Raw genomic sequence first — 25669 nt, forward strand, 5'->3', positions numbered from 1 at the left:
CGCAGTTTTCGGATTCTTCTGATGGTCCGACATTCACTCTTTTGAATAGGCTGTGCATCATCGCAATTGCCTGGAGCGAACATGGCCGGCCATCCCATCATTCGAATTGGCGACAGCACTACCCACGGCGGGACGGTGTTGCAGGGAGTCAGTGTCTACACCATTGATGGCAGGGTTGCTTCCGGAGTGGGGCATCTGGTCAGATGCCCGAAGTGCAAGGGAACGTTCCCCATCGTGCAAGGAGTGGCTAGTTTCACGGTGGATGGGATTTCTTTGGCGGTCGAAGGCATGCGGACATCGTGCGGCGCGGAGTTGATAGCCAGTCAACGCTTGGCGGTGCTGGATCCCGGTCCTGGGGGCGTCGGTCAGGCCGGGGACGTTACACAACATCTAGCAAGCAGTCTTGTGGATGGCAGCGAACGAGACGATCGCACGCTATCCAGCACGGTGAGGCGGACTACGTGCAACCATGCCGATACGGCATTTGAAATCGCCGAATACATGGTGAGGGAAATGAAGACCAATCCCTTCACCATTCGCGGGCGGGAAATTTCTGATGCGAACCAGTACGACTTGGCTGCCCATGCCCGTCAATTGGAAAAGCTGCCGTGGTACTCCAGGGCAATGGCAGGCAAGAGCTACTCAGAGGCGGCCATAGAGCAGAAGCTTGCCGCGTACGCATTGTGGGCGGATATTGTTGGGCCGGGTCAGCCGTGGGATCACAAGGCCTATCTGCGTAAAAGCCTGATTACAAAGGGAATTTTTAATGACGGATGGCAGAGGTATGGCGATTTCGACTATTACTATGACATTTGGTCCAATATCCACTATGGATACGTAGGTGTGGCGCTGGGCTTCAGTGTCGCGGAGCTGATAAATGGGGCGGGCCTGGCGCAGGCAATGGATGACGCCTATGGCGCTATTTCAAAAGGCAACTTCCCGACGATGCAGGATGATCAGAGCAATGGTCGCTGGCCGGCGAGCGCGGACGACGTGCCTGACCATTTGTCCATCAAGTTGGGATGCGACCTGTACTCGGCCGTCAAACCGCACGAACTGACGGCGCTTGCATTGTTGAAGGCAATCGCGGCAGTGCCATTGCCTTGGGGCGTGGGTCATGACAAAGCGAAAGAACTGCATAACTGCAATCGTGGATCTTGGAAGTAATGCGATCTCTGTTGAAGGCCTTCCGCTGGGCCGCCGGCTTGCTCGGAGGCCTCTGGCTGGTCATCGCACTGTGGGGGGCATTCTCGCCCGTTGTCTATCTGCATTACTCGAAAGATGCTACAGCCCGGATCAGCGTGTTTTTTAATGACAACGACGACACAGCAAAGCAGGGCATGGAGCCAGGGCAAACCGTGGAGTTTCGCACTGCGATGTTCGCAAAGCCCGACATGTGGATACTGCTGACATTTCCGGGCGAGAGTCCTGATCGCCTGGTGCTTGCAAAGCCCTTTAGCCGGGTCGAGGTGTACATCGGCCCTGGGGCGAAGATTGAACGGGTGGAGACCCGAGAAGATTTCTTCGCCCGACTATAGGCGACTGCCTCCAAGGAAAATCCCGACGCGCCGTCAGGCGGCGAGTACCCAAATGCTGGGTTGCGCAGTAGGAGCGGATTCTAGGCCGCTCCTACATGCCAATTGATGCGCCGCTATTGGCAGGCCTCATTCCGGCTGGATGCCGGCCTTCTTGATGATGTCGCCCCACTTCCTGGATTCGGCTTGCTGGAATTTCGCCAGTTCGTCGGGCGTGGACGTGGCCGCGTCCGTGCCGGTCTGCGAGTAGAACTGCAGCGCAGGCTTGGTCTTGGTGGCGTTGACCAGCAATTCGTTCAGGCGCTTGACCACATCAGGAGGCGTGCCGGCCGGCGCGTAGGCCGCGAACCAGTAGCCCATCTCGTAGCCCGGGACGCCGGCCTCGGCAATGGTGGGCACGTCTGGCGCCAGCGGGGAACGCGCCTGGCCGGTGACGCCCAGCGCGCGCAGCTTGCCCGACTTGACCTGCGGCAGGCCGGTAGCCGTGTCGGTGATCATCATGTCGATCTGGCCGCCCAGGAGGTCGGTGACTGCAAGCGGATTGCTCTTGTACGGCACGTGCAGCAACTGCACGCCCGCCATCTGCTGCAGCAGTTCGCCCGCGATGCGGCTGCTGGAGCTGCCGCTGCCGAAGCTGAGCTTGCCCGGAGACTGCTTGGCCTGCGCCAGGAAGTCCCCCACGGTCTTGGCTTTGGAATTCGGATTGACGACCATGATCTGGCCGCCCTTGCCCAGCAGGGTCAGCGGGGCGTAGTCCTTGACCGGATCGTAGGTCAGCGTCTTGTACAGGTGTTCGTTGGCGGCGTGCGTCGTGTTGGTGGTGATCAGCACGGTGTAGCCGTCCGGCGCGGCGCGCGCCCCGGCGGCGGCGCCGATCATCGCGCTGGCGCCAGGCTTGTTTTCGATGACCACGGCCTGGCCCGTCTGTTCGGTGACGCCCTGGCCGATGGCCCGGCCGATCTGGTCGGTGGCGCTGCCCGCCGCGAAGGGCACGATGAACGTGATGGGCTTGGCGGGGAATTGCGCCATGGCCGCGAAGGGCAGGGCGGCCAGCAGCAAGGCCAGTCGGCCTTTGGTAGCGATGCGCATGGGTGTGTCTCCTGTGGTGTTTTCTTATGGGTGTGGAAGTCAGGCGGCCGCAGGGCAGTCGCCGGGTATGTCTGGCAGCCGGCTCGCCAGCGCGGGGCTGACCTCCACCGTCATGTCCAGCAATCTGAAAGACAGGCTCTTGCCGTGCGTGTCGAGATTCAGCGCGTCGTTGACGCCGCCGTCCAGCACGCCTTCGAGCACGAAGTTCATGGCGTGTAGCGTGGGCAGCGCATAGCGCGTGACGCGCGCGGGGTGGCGGTAGGCGAACCACGCCGCGACGCGCGACTCGGTGACTTGCGCGGCCAGCACGTCATAGCATTCGGGGTCCCAGGCGATAAGGCTCAGGTTCGAGATGTCGCCCTTGTCTCCGGAGCGGCTGTGGGCCAGCCGGTACAGCGGCACGGCGATCGGGGCGGAAGTCTGGGTCATGGCGCGATTTCCTCCAGGAAGTTCCAGCCGCTGTCCACGGCCTCGCGGGGAATGGTGCAGGACATCATGTTCAGGCGCGGACGCAGGGCGGTGCGCACGCCGCCGCCGCCGGCCGGGCCGCAGGTGTACAGCGCGGTCACCTCGCGCAGGATGCGTTCGGCCTGCGCGCGATCGGCGTGTTCGCCCGCCAGCCGCAGCCGTACGTCGCGGGCGTGGCCATCGGGCAGGGCGCGGCGCATTTCGCCCGCGTCGTCGCCCAGGATGCTGATGGCGCCGATCAGGTCGGCGCGCAGCTTGAACGCCGGGCCCAGGCGCTTTTGCACGATGTCGGCGGCGAGCCGGGCGCGCGCCTCGGCCTGCACGCCCGCGTACGAGATCTCGGCTTCGGCCAGCCAGCCGCCGCGGTAGCAGACATTCACCTTGAGTTCGGGAGGACGGGCGTGGCCGGTGATGCCGTGGACGGCGACGCGGTTGCCGCCCAGCTCCACCACGGTGGCCTGGCTCAGGTCGGCCACCACGTCCGGCGTCAGGTAGCGCTCGGGGTCGTGGACCTCGTAAAGCAATTGTTCCTTCACGGTGCGGGCGTCGACGGCGCCGCCCGTGCCTTCGGCCTTGCCGATCACGAACTCGCCGTCGGCGTGAATCTCGGCGATCGGAAAGCCCGCGGCATGCACGTCCGGCACTTCCTTCAGGCCCGGGACGCAGAAATAGCCGCCTGTCACTTGCAGCCCGCATTCCAGCATGTGGCCGGCCATGGTGGCGCGTCCCAGCCGGGGCCAGTCCGCCGGGTCCCAGCCGAAGTGGGCCAGCGCGGGGCCCAGCGTCAACGACGGGTCGGCCACGCGGCCGGCCACCACGATCTGGGCGCCTGCGGCCAGCGCCTGCGCGATTTCGGTAGCGCCGAGGTAGGCGGTGGCGCTGACGATGTCCAGGCCGTCCAGCGCCGCGCCCAGGCGCTGCGCCAGCAGGTCGCGGTGGGCAGGCGTGTTCAGCGCGTCGCCGTGCACGACGGCGATGCGCGGCGCGGGCAGGCCCTGTTCGCGCGCCAGTTCGGCGATGCGCCTGGCGGCGGCGGGTGGATTGGCCGCGCCGAAGTTGCTGACGATGCGGATGCCGTGGCGCAGGCAGTCGGCCAGGATCGGGCCCACCAGTTCGTCCAGCAGCGGTTCATAGCCGCGCCGCGGGTCGTCGTTGCGCGCCAGCTGCGCGAGCGCCAGGGTGCGTTCGGCCAGCGTCTCGAAGATGAGCGTGCCGCCGCCTTGGGCGGCGAGAGTGCGGACCACGGCCGCGGCGCCGTCGCTGCGGTCGCCGGAGAAGCCGGAGGCGCAGCCGATGAGCAGGGGAGTTTGAGACATGGATGATCCAGGCGCGTACGGAATTGTTCCAGGCCACTATAGGCAAGCGCCGCTCATCCGTAAAATAGAAAAATCGGATCAATTAATCCAGGAAAGCCATGAATCTATCGTCCCGCCAACTGCGCGCTTTCGTGGCCCTGGCCGACGAACGGCACTTCACGCGCGCGGCGCAGCGCTGCCACCTGACACAACCGGCTTTCAGCGCCCTCATACGGTCGCTGGAGGACAGCGCCGGCCTGCGCCTGTTCGACCGCAATACGCGCCATGTAGAGCTCACCGCGGAAGGCCGGGTGCTGGACGCCTCGGCGCGCCGCTTGCTGGCGGACATGGACCTTGCCATGGGCGACCTGCGCGATCTTGCGGCCCGCCGGCGCGGCCGCGTGACGCTGGCCGCACTGCCGTCGCTGGCCGCGGGGTGGCTGCCCGACCTGCTGGCGCGGTTCCGCGACGTGCATCCGGGCATCGTGCTCGACCTGCGCGACGCCTTGCTGGATCCCTGCCTGGATATGGTGCAGAACGGGGTGGTGGATTTCGCAGTGGCCTCGCGCCGGCCCGACATGACGGACCTGGATAGCGAATTCCTGCACGCCGATCGCTATTTCCTGGTGTGCCGCGCGGATCATCCGCTGGCGGGGCAGGCGCGGGTGCGGCTGCGAGATGTATTGCGGCATCCCGTCATACAGCTTGCGCGCGGCAGCAGTGTGCGCAAACATCTGGACGAGGCGCTGGGAGCCGAAGCGCCCTTGCCGGTGTTCGAGGTGGAACACCTGGCGACCGTAACCGGCCTGGTGCGTGCCGGCCTGGGCGTGTCCGTCGTGCCCGCCATGACGCTGTTCCATTTCCGCAGCGACGACCTGCGCGTCGTGCCGCTCGCAGGGCGCGCGCTGACCCGGCCGCTTTACCTGGTGCGGCGCAAGGGCCGCGGGCTGTCCGTCGCGGCGCAGGCGCTGGCCGATCTGCTCATCGCACATCGGGGGGATATCGGCGGCGCAGGTCATGAGGCGGATGTCCGGGACATGCCCTAGATCATCTCTACGGCCAACCGCCACTTTCGCAAATGTCTATTGCTGTTTAAACTTCGATAGTTGTAGCTTCTATCCGTCACCAGAAGGATTCCGCCCATGAGCAAGCAAATCATTCATACCGACACCGCGCCCGCCGCGGTCGGCCCTTACTCGCAAGCGGTTGCCGTCAGCGGCACCAAGACTGTCTACCTCTCGGGCCAGATCGGCCTGGAGCCGGGCACCGGCGACCTGGTTTCCGAAAACTTCGACGCCCAGGTGCGTCAGGCTTTCGCCAACATGCAGGAAGTGATCACGGCGGCCGGCGGCACGCTGGATAACGTAGTCAAGCTGACGCTGTTCCTGACCGACCTGGGCAAGTTCACGGCGGCCAACGCCATCATGGCCGAATTGATCCCCCAGCCGTTCCCGGCGCGCTCCACCATCGGCGTGGCCAGCCTGCCCAAGGGCGCGCAGTTCGAGGTCGAGGCCATCCTGGTCCTGTAAGGCGCGCCCGGACGTTTCATACCCAGGGGTTCGTTCCTTCATGCCGGCCGCGGCCGTGGCCTCCAAGCGAACCGGCGCCGACAAGAACGGCGCCGGCAAACCAATGACGGATACAGAGCGCAAGCTCCGTAATCTGGGCTTGGTGCTGCCCGAGGACTTCGTGCTGCACCTGCCGCTGCGCTACGAAGACGAAACCCGCGTCATCCCGATCAGTTCGCTGCGCCCTGGCTTTGCCGGCCAGGTGGAAGGCGAGATCACCAAGTCCGAGGTGCTGTACCGGCCCCGGCGCCAGTTGACCGCCACGCTGGCGGACGACAGTGGCGAACTGCAATTGCGCTGGCTGAATTTCTATCCCAGCCAGCAGAAGCAGGTCACGGTGGGCAAGCGTCTGCGCGCCCGCGGCGAAGTGCGCGGCGGCCTGTTCGGCCGCGAGATGGTGCATCCGCGCATGACCAGCGCCGACGCGCCGCTGCCGACGGCGCTCACACCCGTCTATCCCACGACCGAGGGTCTGCCGCAGCTCACCCTGCGCCGCGCCATTGCGCAGGCGCTGGATCGCGCGGACCTGTCCGACACTCTGCCTGACGCAGCGCGGGCCCGCTACGACCTGCCGCCCTTCGAGCCCGCCATCCGCGCCCTGCACACGCCGGCCCAGGGCGAGTCGGAGCAGGCCTTGCTGGACCGCGTGCATCCCGCCTGGCGGCGGATCAAGTTTGACGAACTGCTGGCGCAGCAACTGTCGCTGGCGGCGGCGCGAGCTGCGCGGCGCATCAAGGAAGCGGAGTCCCTGCCCATCCAGACGGGGCGGGGCGGTCTCGTCGAAAAGCTATACGAAACGCTGCCGTTCAAGCTGACGGGCGCGCAAGAGCGCGTGGTGCAGGAAATATCCGCCGACCTGGCCAAGCCGTATCCCATGCACCGTCTGCTGCAGGGCGACGTCGGCAGCGGCAAGACCGTGGTGGCCGCCATCGCGGCGGCGCAGGCCATTGCCGGCGGCGCGCAGGTGGCGCTGATGGCGCCCACCGAAATCCTGGCCGAGCAGCATTTCCGCAAACTGGTGTCCTGGCTTCAGCCGCTGGGCGTGAACGTCGCCTGGCTCAGCGGCAGCCTCAGCGCCAAGGCCCGCCGCGAGGCCGCGGCGGCGGCGGCCGACGGCAGCGTGCAGCTCGTGGTCGGCACGCAGGCGCTGATCCAGGACCACGTGGAATTCCACCGGCTTGGTCTGTCCATCGTCGACGAGCAACACCGCTTCGGCGTGGGGCAGCGCCTGGCGCTGACGCGCAAGGGTGAAACCGTGCGCGGGCGCATCGTGCCGCACCAGCTCAACATGAGCGCCACGCCCATCCCGCGCACGCTGGCCATGACCTTCTTCGCCGATCTGGACGTGTCCGTCATCGACGAACTGCCGCCGGGCCGCAGCCCCGTGCTGACCAAGCTGGTCTCGGACGCGCGGCGCGAGGAAGTCATCGCGCACATTGCCCAGGCCGCGCGCGGCGGGCAGCAGGCTTACTGGGTCTGTCCACTGGTCGAGGAAAGTGAGGCCCTCGAATTGCAGACGGCCGTGGACACTTACGAAGGCATGCGGGCAGACCTGCCGGACCTGCGCATCGGCTTGGTCCATGGGCGCCTGCCGCAAGCCGAGAAGGCCGCCGTGATGCAGGCCTTTCGCGACGGCGAAGTGGACCTGCTGGTGGCCACCACCGTGATCGAGGTCGGCGTGGACGTGCCGAACGCGTCGCTGATGGTGATCGAACACGCCGAACGCTTCGGGCTGGCCCAGTTGCACCAGCTGCGCGGGCGGGTAGGCCGCGGCACCGCCGAATCGGTGTGCGTGCTGCTTTACCAGACCCCGCTCTCGCAGGTGGCCCGCGAACGCCTGCGCGCCATGTTTGAAACGTCGGACGGTTTTGAAATCGCCCGGCGCGACCTGGAACAGCGCGGCCCGGGGGAATTCCTGGGCACGCGTCAGTCGGGCATGGCGCTGCTGCGCTTTGCCGACCTGGAGACCGACGCCGCGATCGCGGAAGACGCTCGCGATGCGGCGGTCTGGCTGCGCGCCGAACATCCCGCCGCCGTAGAGGCGCACCTGGCGCGCTGGATGCGCGGCCGCGAAGACTTTTTGCGGACCTGACCATGCGGCCCGCCACGAACCTTAATCCTGCAAGCGCCGGCCATGGGGCCGGCACATAACCCCGGGGGCGTAGTCCACCATGACTCTCACCGAACTGAAGTACATCGTCGCCGTTGCGCGCGAGCGGCATTTCGGCCGCGCGGCCGAGGCCTGTTTCGTCAGCCAGCCGACGCTGTCGGTGGCCATCCGCAAGCTGGAAGACGAATTGGGCGTGACGCTGTTCGAGCGCGGAGGCGCCGAGGTCGGAGTGACGCCCATCGGCCAGCGCATCGTCGCCCAGGCGCAGAAGGTGCTGGAGGAAAGCGCGAGCATCAAGGAAATCGCAAGGCAGGGCCATGATCCGCTGGCCGGGCCCCTGCGCGTGGGCGTCATCCACACCATCGGCCCGTACCTGCTGCCCAAGCTGGTGCCGGTGCAGATCGGACGCACGCCGCAGATGCCGTTGCTGCTGCAAGAGAATTTCACGGTGCGGCTGGTCGAGCTGCTGCGCCAGGGCGAGATCGACTGCGCCATCATGGCCTTGCCGCTGCCCGAAGCCGGGCTGGTGATGCAGCCCTTGTACGACGAGCCTTTCGTTGTGGCGGTGCCCAACGATCACGAGCTTGCGCAGCACAAGGCCATTGATGCACAGGACCTCAAGCAGCAGACCATGCTGCTGCTGGGCAGCGGCCATTGCTTCCGGGACCAGGTCCTGGAAGTCTGCCCCGAACTGTCGCGCTTTTCGGCCGCCAGCGACGGCATCCAGCGCACGTTCGAAGGATCGTCGCTGGAGACCATTCGCCATATGGTCGCCGCCGGTATCGGCGTCACCGTGCTGCCGGTCACCGCCGTGCCCGAGCATCCACCCGCGAACAGCCTGCTGCGATACCTGCCTTTCGAAGGACATGTGCCGGAACGCCGCGTGGTGCTGGCCTGGCGCCGCAGCTTCCCGCGCCTGGCCGCGATCGAGGCGCTGGCGCAGGCCGTTTACGAATGCGAGCTGCCCGGCGTGAAAATGCTGGCGGGCGAGGTGGCGGCGGTGCAGGATTGACGGCGCCGCGCGCGCATGCCGGCCGTCGAAGGGCCGGCTTGAGGCGTGTCAAAAGGTCGCACGGCGGATTGAGCCTGACCTGCCCGCGGCCACCATTCTGTCAGGTTTGCAGTGGTATCCTTATTTTGTCCCTCTTTCCATAGGAGCTAGCAATGGCCAAGTCCACCAAGAAGACCTCGAGCGTTCCGCGCATCAACATCGGTATTTCGGACAAGGACCGCGCCGCAGTCGCCGGCGAACTGTCCAAGCTGCTCGCCGATTCGTACACGCTGTACCTGATGACGCACAACTTCCACTGGAACGTCACGGGGCCAATGTTCAACACGCTGCACCTGATGTTCATGACGCAGTACACGGAAGAATGGAACGCCCTGGACAGCGTGGCCGAACGCATCCGCGCTTTGGGCCACTACGCGCCGGGCACGTACCGCGAATACTCCAAGCTTTCGTCCATCTCCGAGCCGGACTCGGTGCCGGAAGCCCTGGAAATGGTGCGTCTGCTGGTGGACGCGAATGAATCCGTCGCCAAGACCGCGCGCGCCGCGTTCGAAAAGGCGGACGCCGCCAACGACCAGCCCACGGCCGACCTGCTGACGCAGCGCCTGGACGTGCACGAAAAGAACGCCTGGATGCTGCGCAGCTTGCTGCAGTAAGCCTGTAATCGCAGGCCGCTTGACCAGCCGGCCGTCTTCCCAGCCAGGGAAGACGGCCTTTTTTTTTGCGGGCACGGTCAAGCGCCGCCCGCAGGCGGCTATGTTCTCAAGCAGACAGGGGCCTAGGCGGGATCGTGGAGCGGGATGGGGGGAATGCGTTTGGCCGGTGTGGGGATGCGCCACGATGCGCGGCGGCGCAGTGCGCCCAGCAGCTTCAGTCCTTGCGGCCAGTCGCCCAGGCCGCTATCGGCATTGATGTGGCCGGCGTTGGGCAGGACGACCACGCGGCTGCCCCAGTCCGCCGCGAACGTGCGCGCGCGTTCCAGCGCGCAATAGGGATCGTCGTCGCTCGCCACCACCACGCTCTGGAAGGGCAGCGGCTGGCGGGGGATGGGCGCGAAGGCGCGCAGGCACTCGGGCGCGTCCGGCCGCTCGATGTCGGCGGGCGCGACCAGCAGGGCGCCAGCGACCTTGGCGCGCAAAGGCACGGGCAGCGCGGCGCTGATCAGGCATCCCAGGCTGTGGGCGATGAGCAGGACCGGGCTGCGGGCGTCGTCGACGTCGGCCGCGAGGCGGGCTATCCAATCGGCGGGGCGCGGATTCTGCCAGTCGCTTTGAGCGATGCGGCAGGCATGCGGCAGCAGGGCTTGCCACCGGGATTGCCAGTGGTCGGGGCCGGAGTTTTTCCAGCCCGGGACGATTATCGGTTGGAGTCTCATGCGGCAATGATGCCGCCGCGCTTTAGTTACTCAAACGAATTAATCGTCTTTTGCATATACGACGTTCGGAATAAAGCGGACCCGTCCAGGCAATGGCGCGGTGCAATATCAAACGTCCGGAAAACCCGTCCCGGAGCGGCCGATTGCCGAGATATTTCAGTGTATGCTTGCCGTGCAAATGCACCGTCGCGGGGCGTGGCCATCAGCAATATCCGGCAGTCCGCCCGGCCGACGTATCAACGATTACAAGTCATTCGAGGAGTCCACTCATGAAGCCAGTATTTCGTCTGACCCCGGTCATCGCAGCGCTGGGCGTCGCCGCTGGTTTGACGTTTGGCGCCGCCGCGCAGGCCCAAACCATCAAGATCGGCGTCGTCGGCCCCACCACGGGCGCGGTCACGCAGTATGGCGATATGGTCCGTGAAGGGGTCGATACCGCGGTCGAGCGCATCAACGCCGCCGGCGGCATCAACGGCAAGAAGCTGGAAACCGTCGTGATCGACGACGGTTGCGAACCCAAGCAGGGGCCGGTGGCCGCCAACCGCGTCGTCAACAGCAAGATCGGATTCGTGGTGGGCCACGTGTGCTCGGGCGCCACCATCGCCGCCGCCGACGTCTACAACAACGAAGGCGTGGTCATGGTCACACCGTCGGCCACGTCGCCGGCCGTGACCGACGGCAAGAACTACGAGTTCATCTTCCGCACGATCGGCCGCGACGACCAGCAGGGCCCCGCCGCCGCCAAGTTCATCCTTGAAAAGATCAAGCCCAAGAAGGTCGCCGTGCTGCACGATAAGCAGTCGTATGGCCAGGGCATCGCCACGGCGGTCAAGAACGACCTGGAAAAGGGTGGTGTGGCCGTCGCGATCTTCGAAGGTATCAACGCCGGCGACAGCGACTATTCGGCCGTCATCACCAAGCTCAAGAGCCAGGGCGTGGACTTCGTCTACTACGGCGGCTATCACCCTGAAATGGGCCTGTTGCTGCGCCAGGCGGCCGAGCAGGGCGTGAAGGCGAAGTGGATGGGTCCGGAAGGCACGGGCAATCCGGACATCAACGCCATTGCGGGCGACGCCGTCGAAGGCATGCTGCTGACGCTGCCGGCCGACTTTACCCAGAACGCCGCCAACGCCGACATCGTGAAAGCCTTCGAAGCCAAGAAGCGCAACGCCAGCGGCGCCTTCCAGATGACTGCCTACGCGGCCACGCAGGTCATCGCGGACGGCATCAAGGGCGCCGGCACCGACGACCCGACCAAGGTCGCCAAGTACCTGCACGCCAATTCCTTCGAGACGCCTATCGGCAAGGTGTCGTGGAACAAGCAGGGCGACCTGACGAACTTCCAATTCGACGTCTTCGTCTGGCACAAGGACGGCTCCAAGACCGTCTTCAAGTAAGCCGCGGGGCGGGCCGCCGGCCCGCCGCCTGAAAGAAAACCGGGCCGCAAGCATCAGCTTGCGGCCCGGTTTGCATTTGAGCGCCCGAAGGCTAGGCGTTACAGGCCTTGCACGCGGCGGCCGGTGTCGGCCTCGAACCAGTGCAGGGCATGGCGGCCGTCCGGGCCGACATTGACGCGGTCGCCGACTTTGGCCGAGGACTCGGACAGCTGGCGCGTGGTGCAGCGCACGACCAGCGTGCTCTTGCCGCAGCGGCAGTGGACCAGTTGCTCGGAACCAAGCGTTTCGACCATCTCGACCTCGGCCGGCACGCCTTGCGTGTTCAGCAGCATGTGCTCGGGGCGCAGGCCCATGATGACCTTGCGGCCGCGCACTTGCGACGGGACCTGCAGCGGCGAGATGTCGAGCGCGTTGCCGTCGGCGGTCTGGACGGTGCCGTCGCCGGCCACCACCACTTCCATCAGGTTCATCGGGGGCGAGCCGATGAAGCCGGCCACGAAGGTGGAGGCGGGCTTTTCGAACACTTCCATCGGCGTGCCGATCTGCTCGGGCACGCCCTGGTACATGACGATCATGCGGTGCGCCAGCGTCATGGCCTCGACCTGGTCGTGCGTCACGTACAGGCTGGTGGTGCCGAGGCGGCGGTGCAGCTTCATGATTTCAAGGCGCATGGCCACGCGCAGCTTGGCGTCCAGGTTCGACAGCGGTTCGTCGAACAGGAACACCTTGGGTTCGCGCACGATGGCGCGGCCCATGGCGACGCGCTGGCGCTGGCCGCCGGAAAGCGCGCGCGGACGGCGGTCGAGCAGGTGGCCCAGTTCCAGGATCTGCGCGGCGTCGTCGACGCGCTTCTTGATTTCTTCCTTGGAGAACTTGCGGATCTTCAAGCCGTAGGCCATGTTTTCGAACACGGTCATGTGCGGGTAGAGCGCGTAGTTCTGGAACACCATCGCGATGTCGCGTTCAGCGGGCTCCAGGTTGTTCACGACCTTGTCGTCGATCACGATTTCGCCGCTGGTGACGGTTTCCAGGCCCGCGACCATGCGCATCAGGGTGGATTTGCCGCAGCCGGACGGGCCGACGATGACGATGAATTCGCCGTCCTTGACGTCCATGTCGATGCCATGGATGACAGGCACGTTGCCGGCGTAGGTTTTCTTGACTTTACGGAAGCTGAGAGTAGCCATGAGTTATTCGTGTTCGGAGTCGTGTTCGGGTGGGCCAGGGCGGGGGGCGGGGTTCACTTCTCAGTGTCGACCAGGCCCTTGACGAACCATTTCTGCATCAGGATGACGACCAGCGCCGGCGGGATCATCGCGAGCATGGCGGTAGCCATGGTGATGTTCCATTCGGTGACGCTGTCGCCGCCGCTGATCATCCGCTTGATGCCGATGACGACGGGGTACATGTCTTCGCGGGTGGTGACCAGCAGCGGCCACAGATACTGGTTCCAACCGTAGATGAACTGGATCACGAACAGCGCGGCGATGCTGGTCTTGGACAGCGGCAGCAGCACGTCGCGGAAGAAGCGCACGGGGCCGGCGCCGTCGATGCGCGCGGCTTCGATCAGTTCGTCCGGCACCGTCAGGAAGAACTGGCGGAACAGGAACGTGGCCGTGGCCGACGCGATCAGCGGCAGGGTCAGGCCCGCGTAGCTGTTGAGCAGCCCCAGGTCCGCGACGACCTTGTAGGTGGGCGCGATCCGGACTTCGACGGGCAGCATGAGCGTGACGAAGATCATCCAGAAAAAGAACATGCGGCCCGGGAAACGGAAGTACACGACCGCGAAAGCCGACAGCAGCGAGATCGCGATCTTGCCGATCGAGATGGCCAGCGCCATGATCAGGCTGACGTACATCATGCGGCCGACCGGCGCGCCGGAAGCGCCGCCCGACGATCCGCCGAACAGAGCCTGCATGTAGTTGTCCACGAAATGCGGACCGGGAATCAGGGACATCGGCGCCTGCGCCACTTCCTGCGCGGTCTGGGTCGACGCGACGAAAGTGACGTAAAGCGGAAATGCCACCATCGCCACGCCGCAGAGCAGAATGACGTGGGCCAGAATATCCAGCCAGGGACGGCGTTCAACCATTGTTATTAGCCTCGAACAAAATCAATACTGCACTTTGCGGTCGACGTAGCGGAACTGCGCGACCGTCAAGGCAACCACAATGAACATCAGGACGACGGACTGGGCGGCGGACGAGCCGAGATCCAGGCCGCGGAAGCCGTCGCTGTACACCTTGTAGACCAGGATCGAGGTTGCCGTGCCCGGGCCGCCCTGCGTCGTCGTGTCGATCACGGCGAAGGTGTCGAAGAAGGCGTAGATGATGTTGACCACCAGCAGGAAGAACGTGGTGGGCGACAGCAGCGGGAAGACGATGGTCCAGAAGCGGCGCGAGGGGCTGGCGCCGTCGATCGCGGCGGCTTCGATCAGCGAGCGCGGGATCGACTGCAGGCCGGCCAGGAAGAACAGGAAGTTGTACGACACCTGCTTCCAGACGGCGGCGATGATCACCAGCGTCATGGCCTGGTTGCCGTCCAGGCGCGGATTCCAGTCCACACCCGATTTGCGCAGGGCCACGGCCAGGATGCCGACGGAAGGCGAGAACAGGAACAGCCACAGCACGCCCACGACGGCGGGCGCGACCGCGTACGGCCAGATGAGCAGGGTCTTGTAGAGTCCGGCGCCGCGGATGACGCGGTCGGCCATGACGGCCAGCACCAGGGACACGGCCAGGCCGACGCCCGCCACCATGACCGAGAAGAAGGCCGTTACGCGGAAGGAATCCAGGTAGGCCTGCTGCGAGAACAATTCGTAGAAGTTGTCCAGTCCGACGAACTCGGAGGACAGTCCGAAGGCGTCTTCCAGGCGCATGGACTGCCACATGGCTTGTCCGGCGGGGAGGAAGAAAAACACCACGGTGATGATCAGCTGCGGCAGGAGCAGCAGATAGGGCAAGGTCTTGTGCCCGAATACAACGCGTTTTTCCATAGGGGGAACCCAAGGTACAGAAAAGCGGCGGTTGGAATAACCGCCGCCTGAAACTGCCCGCGCGCGCATCGCGCGCAGGCGCCCGGAGACCGAAAGCTCCGGCACTCATAAAAACACGATAGGCTTAAAGCCCTAAAAAAACCAGGGCTTTAAGCCTCATAAGTCCTTGCCCAGGCATGGAAAATGCCGATTGACAAGGCAGCGGTCAGACCGCGGGAAAGGGCGTTACTTTACACTCTTCTCGAACTTTTCCAGCAGTTCGTTGCCGCGCTTGACGATGTTTTCGGCGCCGTCCTTGGGGGCGACCTTGCCGGACACGATGCGTTCGATTTCAGCGTCCTCGATTTCGCGGATCTGCGGCAGGAAGCCCAGGCGCAGGCCGCGAGATTGCGCGGTGGTTTCGACGTTGAGCTGCTTCACGCCGACTTCAGTGCCGGGGTTCTTGTCGTAGAAGCCGTCCTTCTTGGTCAGCTCATAGGCGGCCTTGGTGACGGGCACGTAGCCGGTCTGCTGGTGCCAGCGGGCGGCGATTTCCGGGCTGGCCAGGAACTTGAAGAACGCGGTCACGCCCTTGTAGGTTTCCGGCTTCTTGTTGGCGAAGACCCACAGCGAAGCGCCGCCGATGATGGTGTTCTGCGGCGCGCCTTGCACGTCTGCGTAGTAGGGCAGGGTGGAGGTGCCGAATTCGAACTTGGCGTTCTTGGCGATGTTGGCGCGCAGGCCGGACGAACCGGTGATCATGGCGCACTTGCCGCTGATGAACAGCGAGTTGGGCTCGTCGCCGCGACCGCCGTACATGAAGACGCCTTCCTTGCCGAGCTTGGCCAGGTTTTCAAGGTGGCGCACGTGCAGCGGGGTGTTGATGGCGATGCGCGCATCCAGGCCGCCGAAGCCGTTGTCCTTGGTGGCGTACGGCACGTTGTGCCAGGCCGAGAAGGTTTCAAGCTGGGTCCAGGACGGCCACGACGTCGTGTAGCCGCATTCCTGGCCGGCGGCCTTCAGCTTCTGGCCGGCTGCGGCCAGCTCTTCCCAGGTCTTGGGGGGATTGTCGGCGTCCAGGCCGGCCTTCTTGAAGGCGTCCTTGTTGTAGTAGAACACCACGGTCGAGCTGTTGAAGGGCATCGACACCAGCTTGCCGTCGGCCGACGAGTAGTAGCCGGCCACGGCGCCGATGAATTCCTTCGGATCGATCGGGTTGCCGACTTCTTCGGACATCTGCTGCACCGGCTTGATGGCGCCCTTGGCGTACATCATGGTGGCGGTGCCCACTTCGAAGACTTGCAGGATGTCCGGCGCATTGCCGGCGCGGAACGCGGCGATGCCGGCGTTCATGGATTCACCGTAGTTGCCCTTGTAGACGGCCTTGACCACGAAGTCGGGGTTCTTCTTGTTGAATTCCTCGACCAGGCCATTGACGCGGTCGCCCAGGGCGCCTTCCATCGAATGCCAGAACTGGATCTCGGTGGCTGCTTGCGCGGAAGCGCCGGCGAAAGCCGTCATGATGGCGGCAAAGGTCAGGGCAATACGGTGGGATCGCATGAAGGTTCTCCAGTTGGGCGTGTTGCGTCCGGGGTGTCCGGGCGCAGAAACACGTCACCTTATGAATTGTTTGTGACAAAACCGTGACTTTCACATCAGTCTAAACGCCTGTCAAATTGCGCGTTTCAGGCGCGAACGAACATTTTCCCGATCCTTCCCTGGGAAGCCTAGCGTTTACAATCGCAGCCTATGAAAAACGAACTTTCGATTGCGTTCATCGGCGGCGGCAATATGGCAGCCGCCCTGGCCGCTGGCCTGGCGGGCAAAGTATGCGCCGCCGGGGACATTCATGTCATTGACATAAACCAGGATGCGCACGCCGCCTGGCAGGCCCGCGGCATGACCACGGCGACGGCCCCCGGAGAGGCCCTGGCGCGGTGCCGCGTTTGGGTGTTCGCGGTCAAGCCACAGAACATGAAAGACGTTGTGGCTTCCACGCGTCAGTGGCTGCAAGACGACACCCTGGTGATCAGCGTGGCCGCCGGCCTGCGCGCCGATACGCTGGCCGGCTGGCTGGGTTCGCCGCAGGCGCCGTTCGGCCGCCTGGTGCGCTGCATGCCGAACACGCCGGCCCTGGTGGGCGCGGGCACGACCGGCCTGGCGGCGCTGCCGGGTGTCAGCCAGGAAGATCGTGAACTTGCCGCGCGGCTGCTGTCCAGCGTGGGGCAGGTGGTCTGGGTGGCCGACGACGCGGCGCTGGACGGCGTGACGGCCTTGTCGGGCAGCGGGCCCGCCTATGTATTCCTGTTCCTTGAGGCGCTGGTGGCCGGCGGACAGAAGGTCGGCCTGACCGCGGAGCAGGCCAGGGCGCTGGCGCTGGGCACGCTGGCCGGCGCCACGCAGCTGGCTGCGGAATCGCCCGAGCCGCTGTCGGTGCTGCGCGAGCGCGTCACGTCCAAGGGCGGCACCACCGCCGCCGCGCTGGACGCCTTCGGGGCTGCCGGCTTTGCGGACATCGTGCAGGACGCCATGGCGGCCGCCGCGCGCCGATCGCGCGAGCTGGCCGAGGAGTTCGGCAAATGAATGCGTCGACCTCGCGCTTTCCGGCCATGACGCGCACGCAGTTCGGAATTTCCGTGCTGTGCATGCTGGTCGTCGTGGTGGGCTCGAACATCCTGGTCCAGGTGCCGCTCAATGACTGGCTGACTTGGGGCGGGCTGTCCTATCCGGTGGCTTTCCTGGTCACCGACGTGCTGAACCGCCGCTTCGGCCCGGCCGCCGCGCGTCGCGTGGTGTGGTTCGGCTTTGCGGCTGCGCTGGCGGTGTCGGTGTGGGTGGCGTCGCCGCGCATTGCGCTGGCCTCGGGGCTGGCCTACATCTGCGCGCAGCTCGTCGATATCCAGGTGTTTGACCGGCTGCGCGACCAGCGCTGGTGGCGCGCGCCGCTGGCGTCGGGCGTGCTCGGGGCCATTCTGGATACCGCCGTGTTCTTCAGCGTGGCCTTCGCCGCCAGCGGCGCGCCCTGGGTGACCTGGATGATGGGCGATCTGGCGATCAAGCTGGTCGTCAATATCAGCATGCTGGCGCCGTTCCGCGCGCTGATGTGGAACCTGGCCAGGCCGGCCAGCGTTTGAGGGGCGCAGACGCCGGCGGACACCGGCGTCTTGCCCGGCAAGGCGAGTTTTGCGCCTGGGACAACACAAAAAGTCGCGGGGCGAATATTCCAATTATTAATGCGCCGCGATTATCCGTAAGACCTGTGTAAGTACTGTATTTAAATGCGTACTTAAACGCCGTATTAATGATTGTTCATATAAATGGACAAGCACAAATCCCAGCCCGGCGCCAGTCTTCAATGCCGTTGAATTTGCGATTTCTCCCATGTTTTCACGGGTTTGCGGCGCCCATGCGTCACGATTTATGGCGTCTCGGAAAATATTGGGGATTACACGCAGTGACAGTATGACGGCTAGCTTTCAGAATACCGCCCACACGTGTTTTTGCCCAAGAAGCCGGCGACGGGCAATGCGGACCCAGGGGTACTCTCCCGATAAACCGCGTTGGACAGAGCCGCTCAAAACCTCGCTGGAGAACTCCGCATGAAGTTTCTGAATCGCCTTACCCCGGTAGCCATGGCGCTTGGGGCACTTGCCTTGGCTGGCGCCGCGCACGCCGCCGACACGATCAAGATCGGCATTCCCCAGCCCATGACCGGTCCCAACACGCAATATGGCGACCAGATCCAGGCCGGCGCGCTGACCGCCATCGAAACCATCAACGCCAAGGGCGGCGTCAAGGGCAAGAAGCTCGAACCTATCCTGATCGACGACGGCTGCGAACCCAAGCAGGCCGTGCCCGCCGCCAACCGCGTGGTCAATTCCGGCGCCAAGTTCGCCGTGGCCCACGCGTGCTCGGGCGTGACCGTCGCCGCCGTGAAGGTCTACGAGGAAGAGGGCATCGTCGGCATCACCCCGGGCGCGACGTCGCCGCTGGTCACCGACACCATCAAGCCGCACTTCTTCTTCCGCACGATCGGCCGCGACGACCAGCAAGGCCCGTACGCCGCCGGCTACATCGCCAAGACGCTCAAGCCCAAGAAGGTCGCCGTCCTGCACGACAAGCAGACCTACGGCTCGGGCGTGGCCACGCAGGTCAAGGACGCGCTGGCCAAGGAAAACGTCAACGTCGCCCTGTTCGAAGGCATCAACGTCGGCGACAGCGACTACTCGGCCATCATCACCAAGCTCAAGTCCGCGGGCGTGGACCTGGTCTACTTCGGCGGCTACCACCCCGAATTGGGCCTGCTGCTGCGCCAGTCGCGTGAACAGGGCCTGAAGGTTCAGTTCATGGGTCCGGAAGGCACCGCCAACCAGGATCTGGTGGCCATCGCCGGCCCGGCCATCGACGGCCTGCTGGTCACGCTGCCGGCCGACTTCACCAAGCTGCCGGGCAACGAAAGCATCGTCAAGGCCTTCAAGGACGCCAAGCGCGATCCGGACGGCGCCTTCCAGATGCCGGCCTACGCGGCGGTGCAGATCCTGGCCGACAGCATCAACGCCGTGGGCGAGGATCCCGCCAAGGTCGCCGACTACATGCACAAGACCACGTTCAACACCGGCATCGGCAAGGTCGAATACGACGCCAAGGGCGATCTGAAGGACTTTGAATTCGCCGTCTATAAGTGGGACAAGGACGGAAAGAAGACCCAGCTGTAAACTCGCGATCCCGCCGGCATGCCGCCGGCGTGTAGGGCCTGTCGTCTCTGTCTTGCCGTAATCCGCGTAGCGATGCGCCAAAAGCGCTGTGCGGCCGGCAAGGCAGCGGCCGCAGGCCCTTATAAAATACGCCCAGGTTTCCGGCTCCGGGTCTTTCAACCGGGGCCGGAACCATTTGGAGCAAGAGAATCATGTCTGACCTCATACCCCAACTTACCCAGCAATTCTTCAACGGATTGTCCCTGGGAGCGATCTATGCGCTGATCGCCATCGGCTACACAATGGTCTACGGCATCATCGGTATGATCAACTTCGCCCACGGCGAAATTTATATGATCGGCGCCTATGTGGGCCTGGTCACCCTGACCGCCATCGGCACCGGCAGCGGCTTGCCGACCCCCTTCATCATCGCGACGATGCTGCTGGTGGCCATTGCCGTCACCGGCATCTACGGTTTCTCGGTCGAGCGGGTCGCCTACCGGCCCGTGCGAGGCAGCCCCCGCCTGGTGGCGCTGATCTCGGCCATCGGGATGTCGATCTTCCTGCAGAACTGGGTGGCCCTGGGCCAGGGCGCGCGCGATATGGCCGTGCCCTCGCTGGTGTCGGGCGCCGTGCAGTTCCACATGGGAACCGACTTCGACGTCACCATCCCGTATTCGCGCATCATGATCATCGTGGTGACGGTGGTGCTGATGATCGCGCTGACGCTGTTCATCAAGTATTCCCGCATGGGCCGCGCGTCGCGCGCCTGCTCGCAGGACATGCACATGGCCAACCTGCTGGGCATCGACACCAACCGCGTGATCTCGTTCACGTTCGTGATGGGCGCGATCCTGGCGGCGGTGGGCGGCGTGCTGATCGCCATCACCATCGGCAAGCTCAATCCCTTCATCGGCTTCCTGGCCGGCATCAAGGCCTTCACGGCGGCGGTGCTGGGCGGTATTGGCAGCATCCCCGGCGCCATGCTGGGCGGCGTGCTGCTGGGCTTGGCCGAAACCTTTGCGGCCGCCTATATATCGTCACAGTACAAGGACATCGTGGCGTTCTCGCTGCTGGTCCTGATTCTGCTGTTCCGTCCCACCGGGCTGCTGGGCAAACCTGAGGTGGAAAAAGTCTGATGTCCAAGAACAATCTCAAAAACGCCACGATGGCGGCCGTCCTGACGGCGGTCATCGTCACGCCGGTCTTCGGCCTGCAACTGATCCGCCAGGGCGCCCGCACGACGATGGAGTCGAACTGGTCGCTGGTGGCGATTGCCGCCGCGATCGTGTTTGTCTTCCAGCTGCTGCGGCCCTGGCTGGCGATCCCGTTCCAGAAGCTCAAGACGGGACTGCCGACTTTGCCGTCCGCGCCGGCCAAGAACAACAAGGCGCTCATGGTGCTGGTCCTGGCCATCGCGGTGATCTGGCCGTTCTTCGCGGGCCGCAGTTCGGTGGACATCGCGACGCTGGTGCTGATCTACGTGATGCTCGGCCTGGGGCTGAACATCGTGGTGGGCTTCGCTGGCCTGCTGGACCTGGGCTTCGTGGGCTTCTACGCCGTGGGCGCCTACACCTACGCGTTGCTCTATCACTGGGGCGGCTGGAGCTTCTGGGAAGCGCTGCCGTTCGCCGGGGCGATGGCCGCGCTGTTCGGCTTCGTGCTGGGTTTTCCGGTGCTGCGCCTGCGCGGGGACTATCTGGCCATCGTGACGCTGGGCTTCGGCGAAATGATCCGTCTGCTGCTGATCAACCTGAACACGCTGACGGGCGGTCCGGACGGCATTTCGGGGATCCCCAAGCCCACGTTCTTCGGGCTGGAAATGACCCGCCGTCCCAGCACGGAAGGGGGCACGACGTTCCACGAATTCTTCGGGCTGACATTCCAGAACCAGGACATGGTGATCTATCTGTACATGATGGCGCTGCTTCTGGCGCTGATCACGCTGTTCGTGTCCACGCGCCTGATCCGCATGCCGGTCGGCCGCGCCTGGGAAGCGCTGCGCGAGGACGAGATCGCCTGCCGCTCGCTGGGTCTGAATCCCACGCGGATCAAGCTGTCGGCGTTCACGCTGGGCGCCATGTTCGCCGGCTTCGGCGGCGCGTTCTTCGCCGCGCGCCAAGGCATGGTGAATCCGGAATCCTTCACCTTCATCGAGTCCGCGCTGATCCTGGCCATCGTGGTGCTGGGCGGCATGGGGTCGCAGGTCGGGGTTATTCTCGCCGCCATCCTGCTGACCGTGCTGCCGGAACTTGCGCGCGAGTTCGCCGAGTACCGGATGCTGATGTTCGGCCTGGTGATGGTGTTGATGATGATGTGGCGTCCGCAGGGGTTGTTGCCCATGAAGCGTCCCCACGTGGAGCTGTCTAAATGAGCGAGGCATTGCTGAAAGTATCCGGACTCACCATGCGTTTCGGCGGCCTGCTGGCCGTCGACAGCGTGGCCTTTGAGGTGAAGTCCGACGAAGTGTTCGCCATCATCGGCCCGAACGGGGCGGGCAAGACGACCGTGTTCAACTGCGTGGGCGGCTTCTACGCCCCTACGGCGGGCGAGATCATCATGGACGGCAAGTCCATCACCGGTCTGCCCAGCCACAAGGTGGCGCGTCACGGCCTGGTGCGCACGTTCCAGAACGTGCGCCTGTTCAAGCAGCTGACGGTGCTGGAAAACCTGCTGGTGGCGCAGCACACGCAGGTCGAGGCGCGGCTGCTGCCAGGGTTGCTCAAGCTGAAGGGCTACCGCCAGTCCGAAGCGGACGCGCTGTCGCGCGCCGCGCAATGGCTGGATTTCATGGGTCTGCGCGAATTCGCCAACCGCGAAGCCGGCAACCTGGCCTATGGCCACCAGCGGCGCCTGGAAATCGCGCGCTGCATGATCACCAAGCCGCGCCTGCTGATGCTGGACGAGCCGGCCGCGGGGCTGAACCCCCAGGAAAAGCGCGATCTGCAGTCCCTGATTGATCAGTTGCGGCGCGAGTTCGGCGTCGCGGTGCTGCTGATCGAGCACGACATGAGCCTGATCATGGGCATTTCGGACCGCATTCTCGTCATGGAGCACGGCAAGCCCATCACGACCGGCACCCCCGAGCAGGTGCGCAACGACGAGCGCGTCATCAAGGCGTACCTGGGGGAGGAATGATGCTGAAGCTGGAAAACATACACACGTACTACGGCGCCATCCAGGCGCTGAACGGCGTGTCGGTGGAAGTCAACAAGGGCGAGATCGTCACGCTGATCGGCGCCAACGGCGCGGGCAAGACGACGCTACTGATGACGGTCTGCGGCAACCCCCGGGCGCGCGAGGGCAAGATCACGTTCGAGGGCGAGGACATCACGCACAAGGACACGCACCACATCATGCGCAATGGCATCGCCATTTCGCCCGAGGGGCGGCGGGTGTTCAAGGACCTGACCGTGGCCGAGAACCTGATGATGGGCGGATTTTTCTCCAAGCGCGACGAGATCCAGGCCGGCATCGACCACGTCTACGGGCTGTTCCCGCGCCTGAAGGAACGCTCCAGCCAGCGCGCCGGCCTGATGTCGGGCGGCGAGCAGCAGATGCTGGCGATCGGCCGGGCGCTGATGACGCGTCCGCGCCTGTTGCTGCTGGACGAGCCCACGCTGGGCCTGGCGCCCCTGGTGATCGCGCAGATCTTCGACATCATCCGCGAAATCCGCGAGCAGGGCGTCACGGTGTTCCTGGTCGAGCAGAACGCCAACAAGGCGCTGGGCGTGGCCGACCGCGGCTATGTGCTGGAAAACGGCCGTGTGGTGCTGCAGGACACGGGCGCCAATCTGCTGGTGAACGACAAGGTCCGCAAGGCGTATCTGGGCGGTTGATCCCCTGGCGGCAAAAAAAACGGGGCGCATCATTCGATGCGCCCCGTTTGCTTGAGGGGTCGGTCCCGTCGCCGGGCCGTCGCCAGCAGGCCTTCCGTTATGCCGCGATCAGCTGTTCGGGCTGGTCGGCTTGGTAGTGGGCGATCGCCGCGCGGGCCAGGGCGTCGATGGAGTCCGTAAGCGTCACGCCCAGGCTGGGGCGCAGCGCGTGCGGCACGGCCAGCGGCAGTTCGGTGCAGCCCAGCACCACGGCGTCGGCGCCGCGCGCCTTCAGGCGGGCAATGCACTCGGCGGCGGGCGCAAAGGCGTCTTCGAGCTGGTTGCCCTTGACGGCGCGGATCGACCCCATGCAATAGCGTTCGACTTCGTCGTCGTCGGGCACGATGCACTCGTAGCCCTGGGCTTCCAGATGGCGCTGGTAGAGCCCCAGTTTCAGCGTGGCGGCGGTGCCCATCAGGCCGATGCGGCCGCGGGGCAGGCCCAGGCGGCGCAGGTCTTCGATGACAGCCTGGATGATGTGCAGGACGGGCAGGCGCGTGGACGCCGCGATCTCGTCGAACCAGAGATGCGCGGTGTTGCACGGAATGGCGATGAGCTGCGCGCCGGCCTGTTCCAGGAAGCGCACGCCTTCGACCATGTAGGGCAGCGGATTCTCGCCGCCGGCCATGTAGGCGCTGGAACGGTCGGGAATGCGGGGATCATTGCGCAGCAGCGTGGGAATGTGGTGCTGGTCGATCGAGGCGGGCGTCAGCGCCGCCAGGCGGAGGGCGAAGGCCGCGCCGGCCATGGGCCCCATTCCGCCCAATACACCCAGGTAGCAGCCCTGGGAAAACGTCTTCACTTTATGTACTCCGTGGTCATGCATCACCGGGCGTCAGGACTTGGCCCGGGCGTTCGGCGCCGGTTCGTTCCCCGTCCCAGACCTGCCTGCCATTGACCCACACGGCGTGGATGCCCTGGCTTGCCTGAATGGGAGCTGAAAAAGTGGCCGCGTCAGTGACGGTGGCGGGATCGAACAGCACCAGATCAGCATGATACCCCTCCTGCAGCAGCCCGCGCCCGGCCACGCCGTATTGGGCCGCCGCCAGGCCGGTCATCTTGTGGATGGCGGATTCCAGCGTCAGCAGGTTCTGCTCACGCACCATCGTGCGCAGCACGTTGGTGAAGGTGCCCCACTGGCGCGGGTGCGGATGCGGATCGAAGGGCAGCCCGTCGGATCCGACCATGGTCAGGGGGTGGGCGAAGATGCGGTTGACGTCCGCGGTGTCCATCAGGAAATAGATGGCGCCGGCGGGAGCCAGCCGGGCCACGGCGGCCTCGTCGTCCAGGCCCAGTTCCGCCATGACCTCGCTGAAGTCGCGGCCGGTGGCTTCCGGGTAGCCCTTGGACCAGGTGATCATCGTGCGGCTGGCAAGCCGCGCGCGGTCGAGCCGCAGCATGGTCGACGTCGCGGGGTAGGGGTGGCAGTCCAGGCAGACGGGCTGCGACGCCGCCGCGCGGCTGATGATGTCCAGTGTTTCGCGGGTGCGGCCGTGATTGCGTTCGCCGGCCAGCTTGTGGTGCGAGAACACCACGCGGCAGTCGAGTTCGCGGCCGATCAGCAGCGCCTCTTCCATGGCCGGCACGATGTGGTCGGCTTCGTCGCGCAGGTGCGTGGCGTAGATGCCGGCGCGGCCGCGCAGCGGCCGGCACACGTCGATGATCTCGTCGGTGGGGGCCGCGCTGGCCGGAGGATAGAAGGTGCCGGTCGATACGCCGAACGCGCCCGCGTCCAGCGCTTCCTGCATCAGGCCGCGCATGGCGGCGCGTTCCGGTTCGCTGGCTGCGCGCGATGTGTCGTCCATGACGGCCACGCGCAGGGTGGTGTGCCCCACCAGCGGTATCACGTTGACCGCGGCCGGGGTGGCGCGCAGCGCGTCCATCCAGGCCCGGAACGTGCCGAAGCGGAACAGCTCTGCGGGGCCCAGCAGGTCTAAGGGCTGCGGGATCTGCGTGCGCGCCAGGGGCGCCAGGCTGATCCCGCAGTTGCCGGTGACGACCGTGGTGATGCCTTGCGACACCTTGGGCAGCATGTCGGGATGCGCCAGCAGGTAGCCGTCGTCGTGGGTGTGCGAGTCGATGAAGCCGGGCGCGAGGGCTTGGCCCCGGCCGTCGATCACCGGCACGCCGGCGGGATGGGCGAAATCCCCGACCGCCGCGATGCGCCCGTCCCGCACCGCCAGGTCGCCCTGGCGGGCAGGGCCGCCCGATCCGTCGATGAGCGTGGCGCCCGCCACGATGAAGTCAGCCTGCAAGGTGTCTGCCGTCATGAAGCGT

At 65.2% G+C, this 25669-nt stretch carries 25 protein-coding genes; 15 read left to right on the top strand and 10 right to left on the bottom strand.

Annotated features, from left to right (window positions below):
• The first annotated feature begins 81 nt into the window (after positions 1-81).
• Together KYC_RS28435 and KYC_RS19995 are read left to right on the top strand one after the other, a co-directional pair.
• Positions 82-1167, top strand: coding sequence for a polymorphic toxin type 44 domain-containing protein (locus KYC_RS28435; protein ID WP_008165741.1), 1086 nt, complete (start codon positions 82-84; stop codon positions 1165-1167).
• Positions 1167-1538, top strand: coding sequence for a hypothetical protein (locus KYC_RS19995; protein ID WP_008165742.1), 372 nt, complete (start codon positions 1167-1169; stop codon positions 1536-1538). The genes KYC_RS28435 and KYC_RS19995 overlap by 1 nt, the downstream gene beginning before the upstream one ends.
• 126 nt (positions 1539-1664) lie before the next feature.
• Here the strand turns inward: KYC_RS19995 and KYC_RS20000 are convergent, their stop codons facing one another.
• Genes KYC_RS20000 through KYC_RS20010 form a run of 3 tightly spaced genes read right to left on the bottom strand, consistent with a single transcriptional unit; the run spans position 1665 to position 4408 of the window.
• Entirely contained in the window at positions 1665-2624 is a 960-nt protein-coding gene (locus KYC_RS20000) for a Bug family tripartite tricarboxylate transporter substrate binding protein (protein ID WP_008165744.1), read from the bottom strand.
• A gap of 39 nt (positions 2625-2663) precedes the next feature.
• Positions 2664-3053 (bottom strand): AtuA-related protein, encoded by a 390-nt coding sequence (locus KYC_RS20005; RefSeq protein WP_008165746.1) that lies wholly within the window; start codon positions 3051-3053, stop codon positions 2664-2666.
• Positions 3050-4408: an acyclic terpene utilization AtuA family protein gene (locus tag KYC_RS20010; protein WP_008165747.1), complete on the bottom strand. Its 1359-nt coding sequence runs from the start codon at positions 4406-4408 to the stop codon at positions 3050-3052. The genes KYC_RS20005 and KYC_RS20010 overlap by 4 nt, the downstream gene beginning before the upstream one ends.
• Before the next feature lie 98 nt (positions 4409-4506).
• Between KYC_RS20010 and KYC_RS20015 the strand changes: the two genes are divergently transcribed.
• The 5 genes from KYC_RS20015 (at position 4507) to KYC_RS20035 (ending at position 9730) form a co-directional block, all read left to right on the top strand.
• Positions 4507-5433, top strand: a complete 927-nt coding sequence (locus KYC_RS20015; RefSeq protein ID WP_008165749.1) for a LysR family transcriptional regulator — start codon at positions 4507-4509, stop codon at positions 5431-5433.
• A gap of 96 nt (positions 5434-5529) precedes the next feature.
• Complete coding sequence (locus KYC_RS20020) at positions 5530-5916, top strand: Rid family detoxifying hydrolase (RefSeq protein WP_008165751.1); 387 nt, start codon at positions 5530-5532, stop codon at positions 5914-5916.
• Between the two features lie 40 nt (positions 5917-5956).
• A complete protein-coding gene (recG, locus tag KYC_RS20025) occupies positions 5957-8047 on the top strand; it encodes an ATP-dependent DNA helicase RecG (protein ID WP_008165752.1) in 2091 nt (696 codons plus the stop codon).
• Between the two features lie 79 nt (positions 8048-8126).
• Entirely contained in the window at positions 8127-9077 is a 951-nt protein-coding gene (locus KYC_RS20030) for a LysR substrate-binding domain-containing protein (protein ID WP_008165754.1), read from the top strand.
• Between the two features lie 152 nt (positions 9078-9229).
• The gene (locus KYC_RS20035) at positions 9230-9730 is read left to right on the top strand and encodes a Dps family protein (RefSeq protein WP_008165757.1); all 501 of its coding nucleotides are present in this window, start codon (positions 9230-9232) and stop codon (positions 9728-9730) included.
• A gap of 122 nt (positions 9731-9852) precedes the next feature.
• Here the strand turns inward: KYC_RS20035 and KYC_RS20040 are convergent, their stop codons facing one another.
• Positions 9853-10449, bottom strand: a complete 597-nt coding sequence (locus KYC_RS20040) for an RBBP9/YdeN family alpha/beta hydrolase (protein ID WP_008165759.1) — start codon at positions 10447-10449, stop codon at positions 9853-9855.
• 269 nt (positions 10450-10718) lie between these two features.
• Between KYC_RS20040 and KYC_RS20045 the strand changes: the two genes are divergently transcribed.
• Entirely contained in the window at positions 10719-11846 is a 1128-nt protein-coding gene (locus KYC_RS20045) for a branched-chain amino acid ABC transporter substrate-binding protein (protein WP_008165762.1), read from the top strand.
• A 98-nt stretch (positions 11847-11944) separates the two neighbouring features.
• Here KYC_RS20045 and KYC_RS20050 read toward each other — a convergent pair whose 3' ends face one another.
• The 4 genes from KYC_RS20050 to ugpB form a co-directional block, all read right to left on the bottom strand.
• Complete coding sequence (locus KYC_RS20050; protein ID WP_008165764.1) at positions 11945-13033, bottom strand: sn-glycerol-3-phosphate import ATP-binding protein UgpC; 1089 nt, start codon at positions 13031-13033, stop codon at positions 11945-11947.
• Between the two features lie 53 nt (positions 13034-13086).
• Positions 13087-13938: a sn-glycerol-3-phosphate ABC transporter permease UgpE gene (gene ugpE / locus KYC_RS20055; protein ID WP_008165766.1), complete on the bottom strand. Its 852-nt coding sequence runs from the start codon at positions 13936-13938 to the stop codon at positions 13087-13089.
• A gap of 21 nt (positions 13939-13959) precedes the next feature.
• The gene (gene ugpA, locus KYC_RS20060; protein WP_008165768.1) at positions 13960-14841 is read right to left on the bottom strand and encodes a sn-glycerol-3-phosphate ABC transporter permease UgpA; all 882 of its coding nucleotides are present in this window, start codon (positions 14839-14841) and stop codon (positions 13960-13962) included.
• 225 nt (positions 14842-15066) lie between these two features.
• Positions 15067-16380: a sn-glycerol-3-phosphate ABC transporter substrate-binding protein UgpB gene (gene ugpB / locus KYC_RS20065; RefSeq protein ID WP_008165771.1), complete on the bottom strand. Its 1314-nt coding sequence runs from the start codon at positions 16378-16380 to the stop codon at positions 15067-15069.
• Between the two features lie 189 nt (positions 16381-16569).
• Here ugpB and proC point away from each other — a divergent pair, with 189 nt between their 5' ends.
• The 7 genes from proC to KYC_RS20100 all read left to right on the top strand — a co-directional run bounded on the left by proC (position 16570) and on the right by KYC_RS20100 (position 23353).
• Positions 16570-17403 carry a pyrroline-5-carboxylate reductase gene (proC, locus tag KYC_RS20070; protein ID WP_008165773.1) on the top strand — a complete coding sequence of 278 codons (834 nt, stop codon included), beginning with the start codon at positions 16570-16572 and terminating at the stop codon, positions 17401-17403.
• A complete protein-coding gene (locus tag KYC_RS20075; protein ID WP_008165775.1) occupies positions 17400-17954 on the top strand; it encodes a queuosine precursor transporter in 555 nt (184 codons plus the stop codon). The genes proC and KYC_RS20075 overlap by 4 nt, the downstream gene beginning before the upstream one ends.
• Positions 17955-18419: 465 nt before the next feature.
• On the top strand, positions 18420-19535 hold the full coding sequence (locus tag KYC_RS20080) for a high-affinity branched-chain amino acid ABC transporter substrate-binding protein (protein ID WP_008165777.1): 1116 nt from the start codon (positions 18420-18422) through the stop codon (positions 19533-19535).
• A gap of 191 nt (positions 19536-19726) precedes the next feature.
• Positions 19727-20653 carry a high-affinity branched-chain amino acid ABC transporter permease LivH gene (gene livH / locus KYC_RS20085; protein WP_008165779.1) on the top strand — a complete coding sequence of 309 codons (927 nt, stop codon included), beginning with the start codon at positions 19727-19729 and terminating at the stop codon, positions 20651-20653.
• A complete protein-coding gene (locus tag KYC_RS20090; protein ID WP_008165782.1) occupies positions 20653-21888 on the top strand; it encodes a high-affinity branched-chain amino acid ABC transporter permease LivM in 1236 nt (411 codons plus the stop codon). Before livH ends, KYC_RS20090 begins: the two co-directional genes overlap by 1 nt.
• Positions 21885-22652 carry a high-affinity branched-chain amino acid ABC transporter ATP-binding protein LivG gene (gene livG / locus KYC_RS20095; protein WP_008165784.1) on the top strand — a complete coding sequence of 256 codons (768 nt, stop codon included), beginning with the start codon at positions 21885-21887 and terminating at the stop codon, positions 22650-22652. Before KYC_RS20090 ends, livG begins: the two co-directional genes overlap by 4 nt.
• Positions 22652-23353 (top strand): ABC transporter ATP-binding protein, encoded by a 702-nt coding sequence (locus KYC_RS20100; protein WP_008165786.1) that lies wholly within the window; start codon positions 22652-22654, stop codon positions 23351-23353. Before livG ends, KYC_RS20100 begins: the two co-directional genes overlap by 1 nt.
• Positions 23354-23450: 97 nt before the next feature.
• On the opposite strand, the gene cuyB is transcribed toward KYC_RS20100, so the two are convergent.
• Both cuyB and KYC_RS20110 read right to left on the bottom strand, forming a co-directional pair.
• The gene (gene cuyB, locus KYC_RS20105; protein ID WP_043519004.1) at positions 23451-24194 is read right to left on the bottom strand and encodes a cysteate racemase; all 744 of its coding nucleotides are present in this window, start codon (positions 24192-24194) and stop codon (positions 23451-23453) included.
• A gap of 16 nt (positions 24195-24210) precedes the next feature.
• Positions 24211-25662: an N-acyl-D-amino-acid deacylase family protein gene (locus KYC_RS20110; protein ID WP_008165791.1), complete on the bottom strand. Its 1452-nt coding sequence runs from the start codon at positions 25660-25662 to the stop codon at positions 24211-24213.
• Positions 25663-25669: the final 7 nt, after the last annotated feature.

It is taken from the genome of Achromobacter arsenitoxydans SY8 (assembly GCF_000236785.1).
Lineage (GTDB): Bacteria > Pseudomonadota > Gammaproteobacteria > Burkholderiales > Burkholderiaceae_B > Achromobacter > Achromobacter arsenitoxydans.

Coding starts and splice junctions, on each gene's coding strand:
- KYC_RS20050 (WP_008165764.1), bottom strand. CDS start 13,033: ATGGCTACTCTCAGCTTCCGTAAAGTCAAGAAAACCTACGCCGGCAAC.
- KYC_RS20110 (WP_008165791.1), bottom strand. CDS start 25,662: ATGACGGCAGACACCTTGCAGGCTGACTTCATCGTGGCGGGCGCCACG.
- KYC_RS20090 (WP_008165782.1), top strand. CDS start 20,653: ATGTCCAAGAACAATCTCAAAAACGCCACGATGGCGGCCGTCCTGACG.
- KYC_RS20040 (WP_008165759.1), bottom strand. CDS start 10,449: ATGAGACTCCAACCGATAATCGTCCCGGGCTGGAAAAACTCCGGCCCC.
- KYC_RS20080 (WP_008165777.1), top strand. CDS start 18,420: ATGAAGTTTCTGAATCGCCTTACCCCGGTAGCCATGGCGCTTGGGGCA.
- KYC_RS20020 (WP_008165751.1), top strand. CDS start 5,530: ATGAGCAAGCAAATCATTCATACCGACACCGCGCCCGCCGCGGTCGGC.
- recG (WP_008165752.1), top strand. CDS start 5,957: ATGCCGGCCGCGGCCGTGGCCTCCAAGCGAACCGGCGCCGACAAGAAC.
- KYC_RS20035 (WP_008165757.1), top strand. CDS start 9,230: ATGGCCAAGTCCACCAAGAAGACCTCGAGCGTTCCGCGCATCAACATC.
- KYC_RS20010 (WP_008165747.1), bottom strand. CDS start 4,408: ATGTCTCAAACTCCCCTGCTCATCGGCTGCGCCTCCGGCTTCTCCGGC.
- KYC_RS20030 (WP_008165754.1), top strand. CDS start 8,127: ATGACTCTCACCGAACTGAAGTACATCGTCGCCGTTGCGCGCGAGCGG.
- livH (WP_008165779.1), top strand. CDS start 19,727: ATGTCTGACCTCATACCCCAACTTACCCAGCAATTCTTCAACGGATTG.
- KYC_RS20005 (WP_008165746.1), bottom strand. CDS start 3,053: ATGACCCAGACTTCCGCCCCGATCGCCGTGCCGCTGTACCGGCTGGCC.
- KYC_RS20075 (WP_008165775.1), top strand. CDS start 17,400: ATGAATGCGTCGACCTCGCGCTTTCCGGCCATGACGCGCACGCAGTTC.
- proC (WP_008165773.1), top strand. CDS start 16,570: ATGAAAAACGAACTTTCGATTGCGTTCATCGGCGGCGGCAATATGGCA.
- ugpE (WP_008165766.1), bottom strand. CDS start 13,938: ATGGTTGAACGCCGTCCCTGGCTGGATATTCTGGCCCACGTCATTCTG.
- livG (WP_008165784.1), top strand. CDS start 21,885: ATGAGCGAGGCATTGCTGAAAGTATCCGGACTCACCATGCGTTTCGGC.
- KYC_RS20100 (WP_008165786.1), top strand. CDS start 22,652: ATGCTGAAGCTGGAAAACATACACACGTACTACGGCGCCATCCAGGCG.
- ugpA (WP_008165768.1), bottom strand. CDS start 14,841: ATGGAAAAACGCGTTGTATTCGGGCACAAGACCTTGCCCTATCTGCTG.
- KYC_RS20045 (WP_008165762.1), top strand. CDS start 10,719: ATGAAGCCAGTATTTCGTCTGACCCCGGTCATCGCAGCGCTGGGCGTC.
- KYC_RS20015 (WP_008165749.1), top strand. CDS start 4,507: ATGAATCTATCGTCCCGCCAACTGCGCGCTTTCGTGGCCCTGGCCGAC.
- ugpB (WP_008165771.1), bottom strand. CDS start 16,380: ATGCGATCCCACCGTATTGCCCTGACCTTTGCCGCCATCATGACGGCT.
- KYC_RS20000 (WP_008165744.1), bottom strand. CDS start 2,624: ATGCGCATCGCTACCAAAGGCCGACTGGCCTTGCTGCTGGCCGCCCTG.
- KYC_RS28435 (WP_008165741.1), top strand. CDS start 82: ATGGCCGGCCATCCCATCATTCGAATTGGCGACAGCACTACCCACGGC.
- KYC_RS19995 (WP_008165742.1), top strand. CDS start 1,167: ATGCGATCTCTGTTGAAGGCCTTCCGCTGGGCCGCCGGCTTGCTCGGA.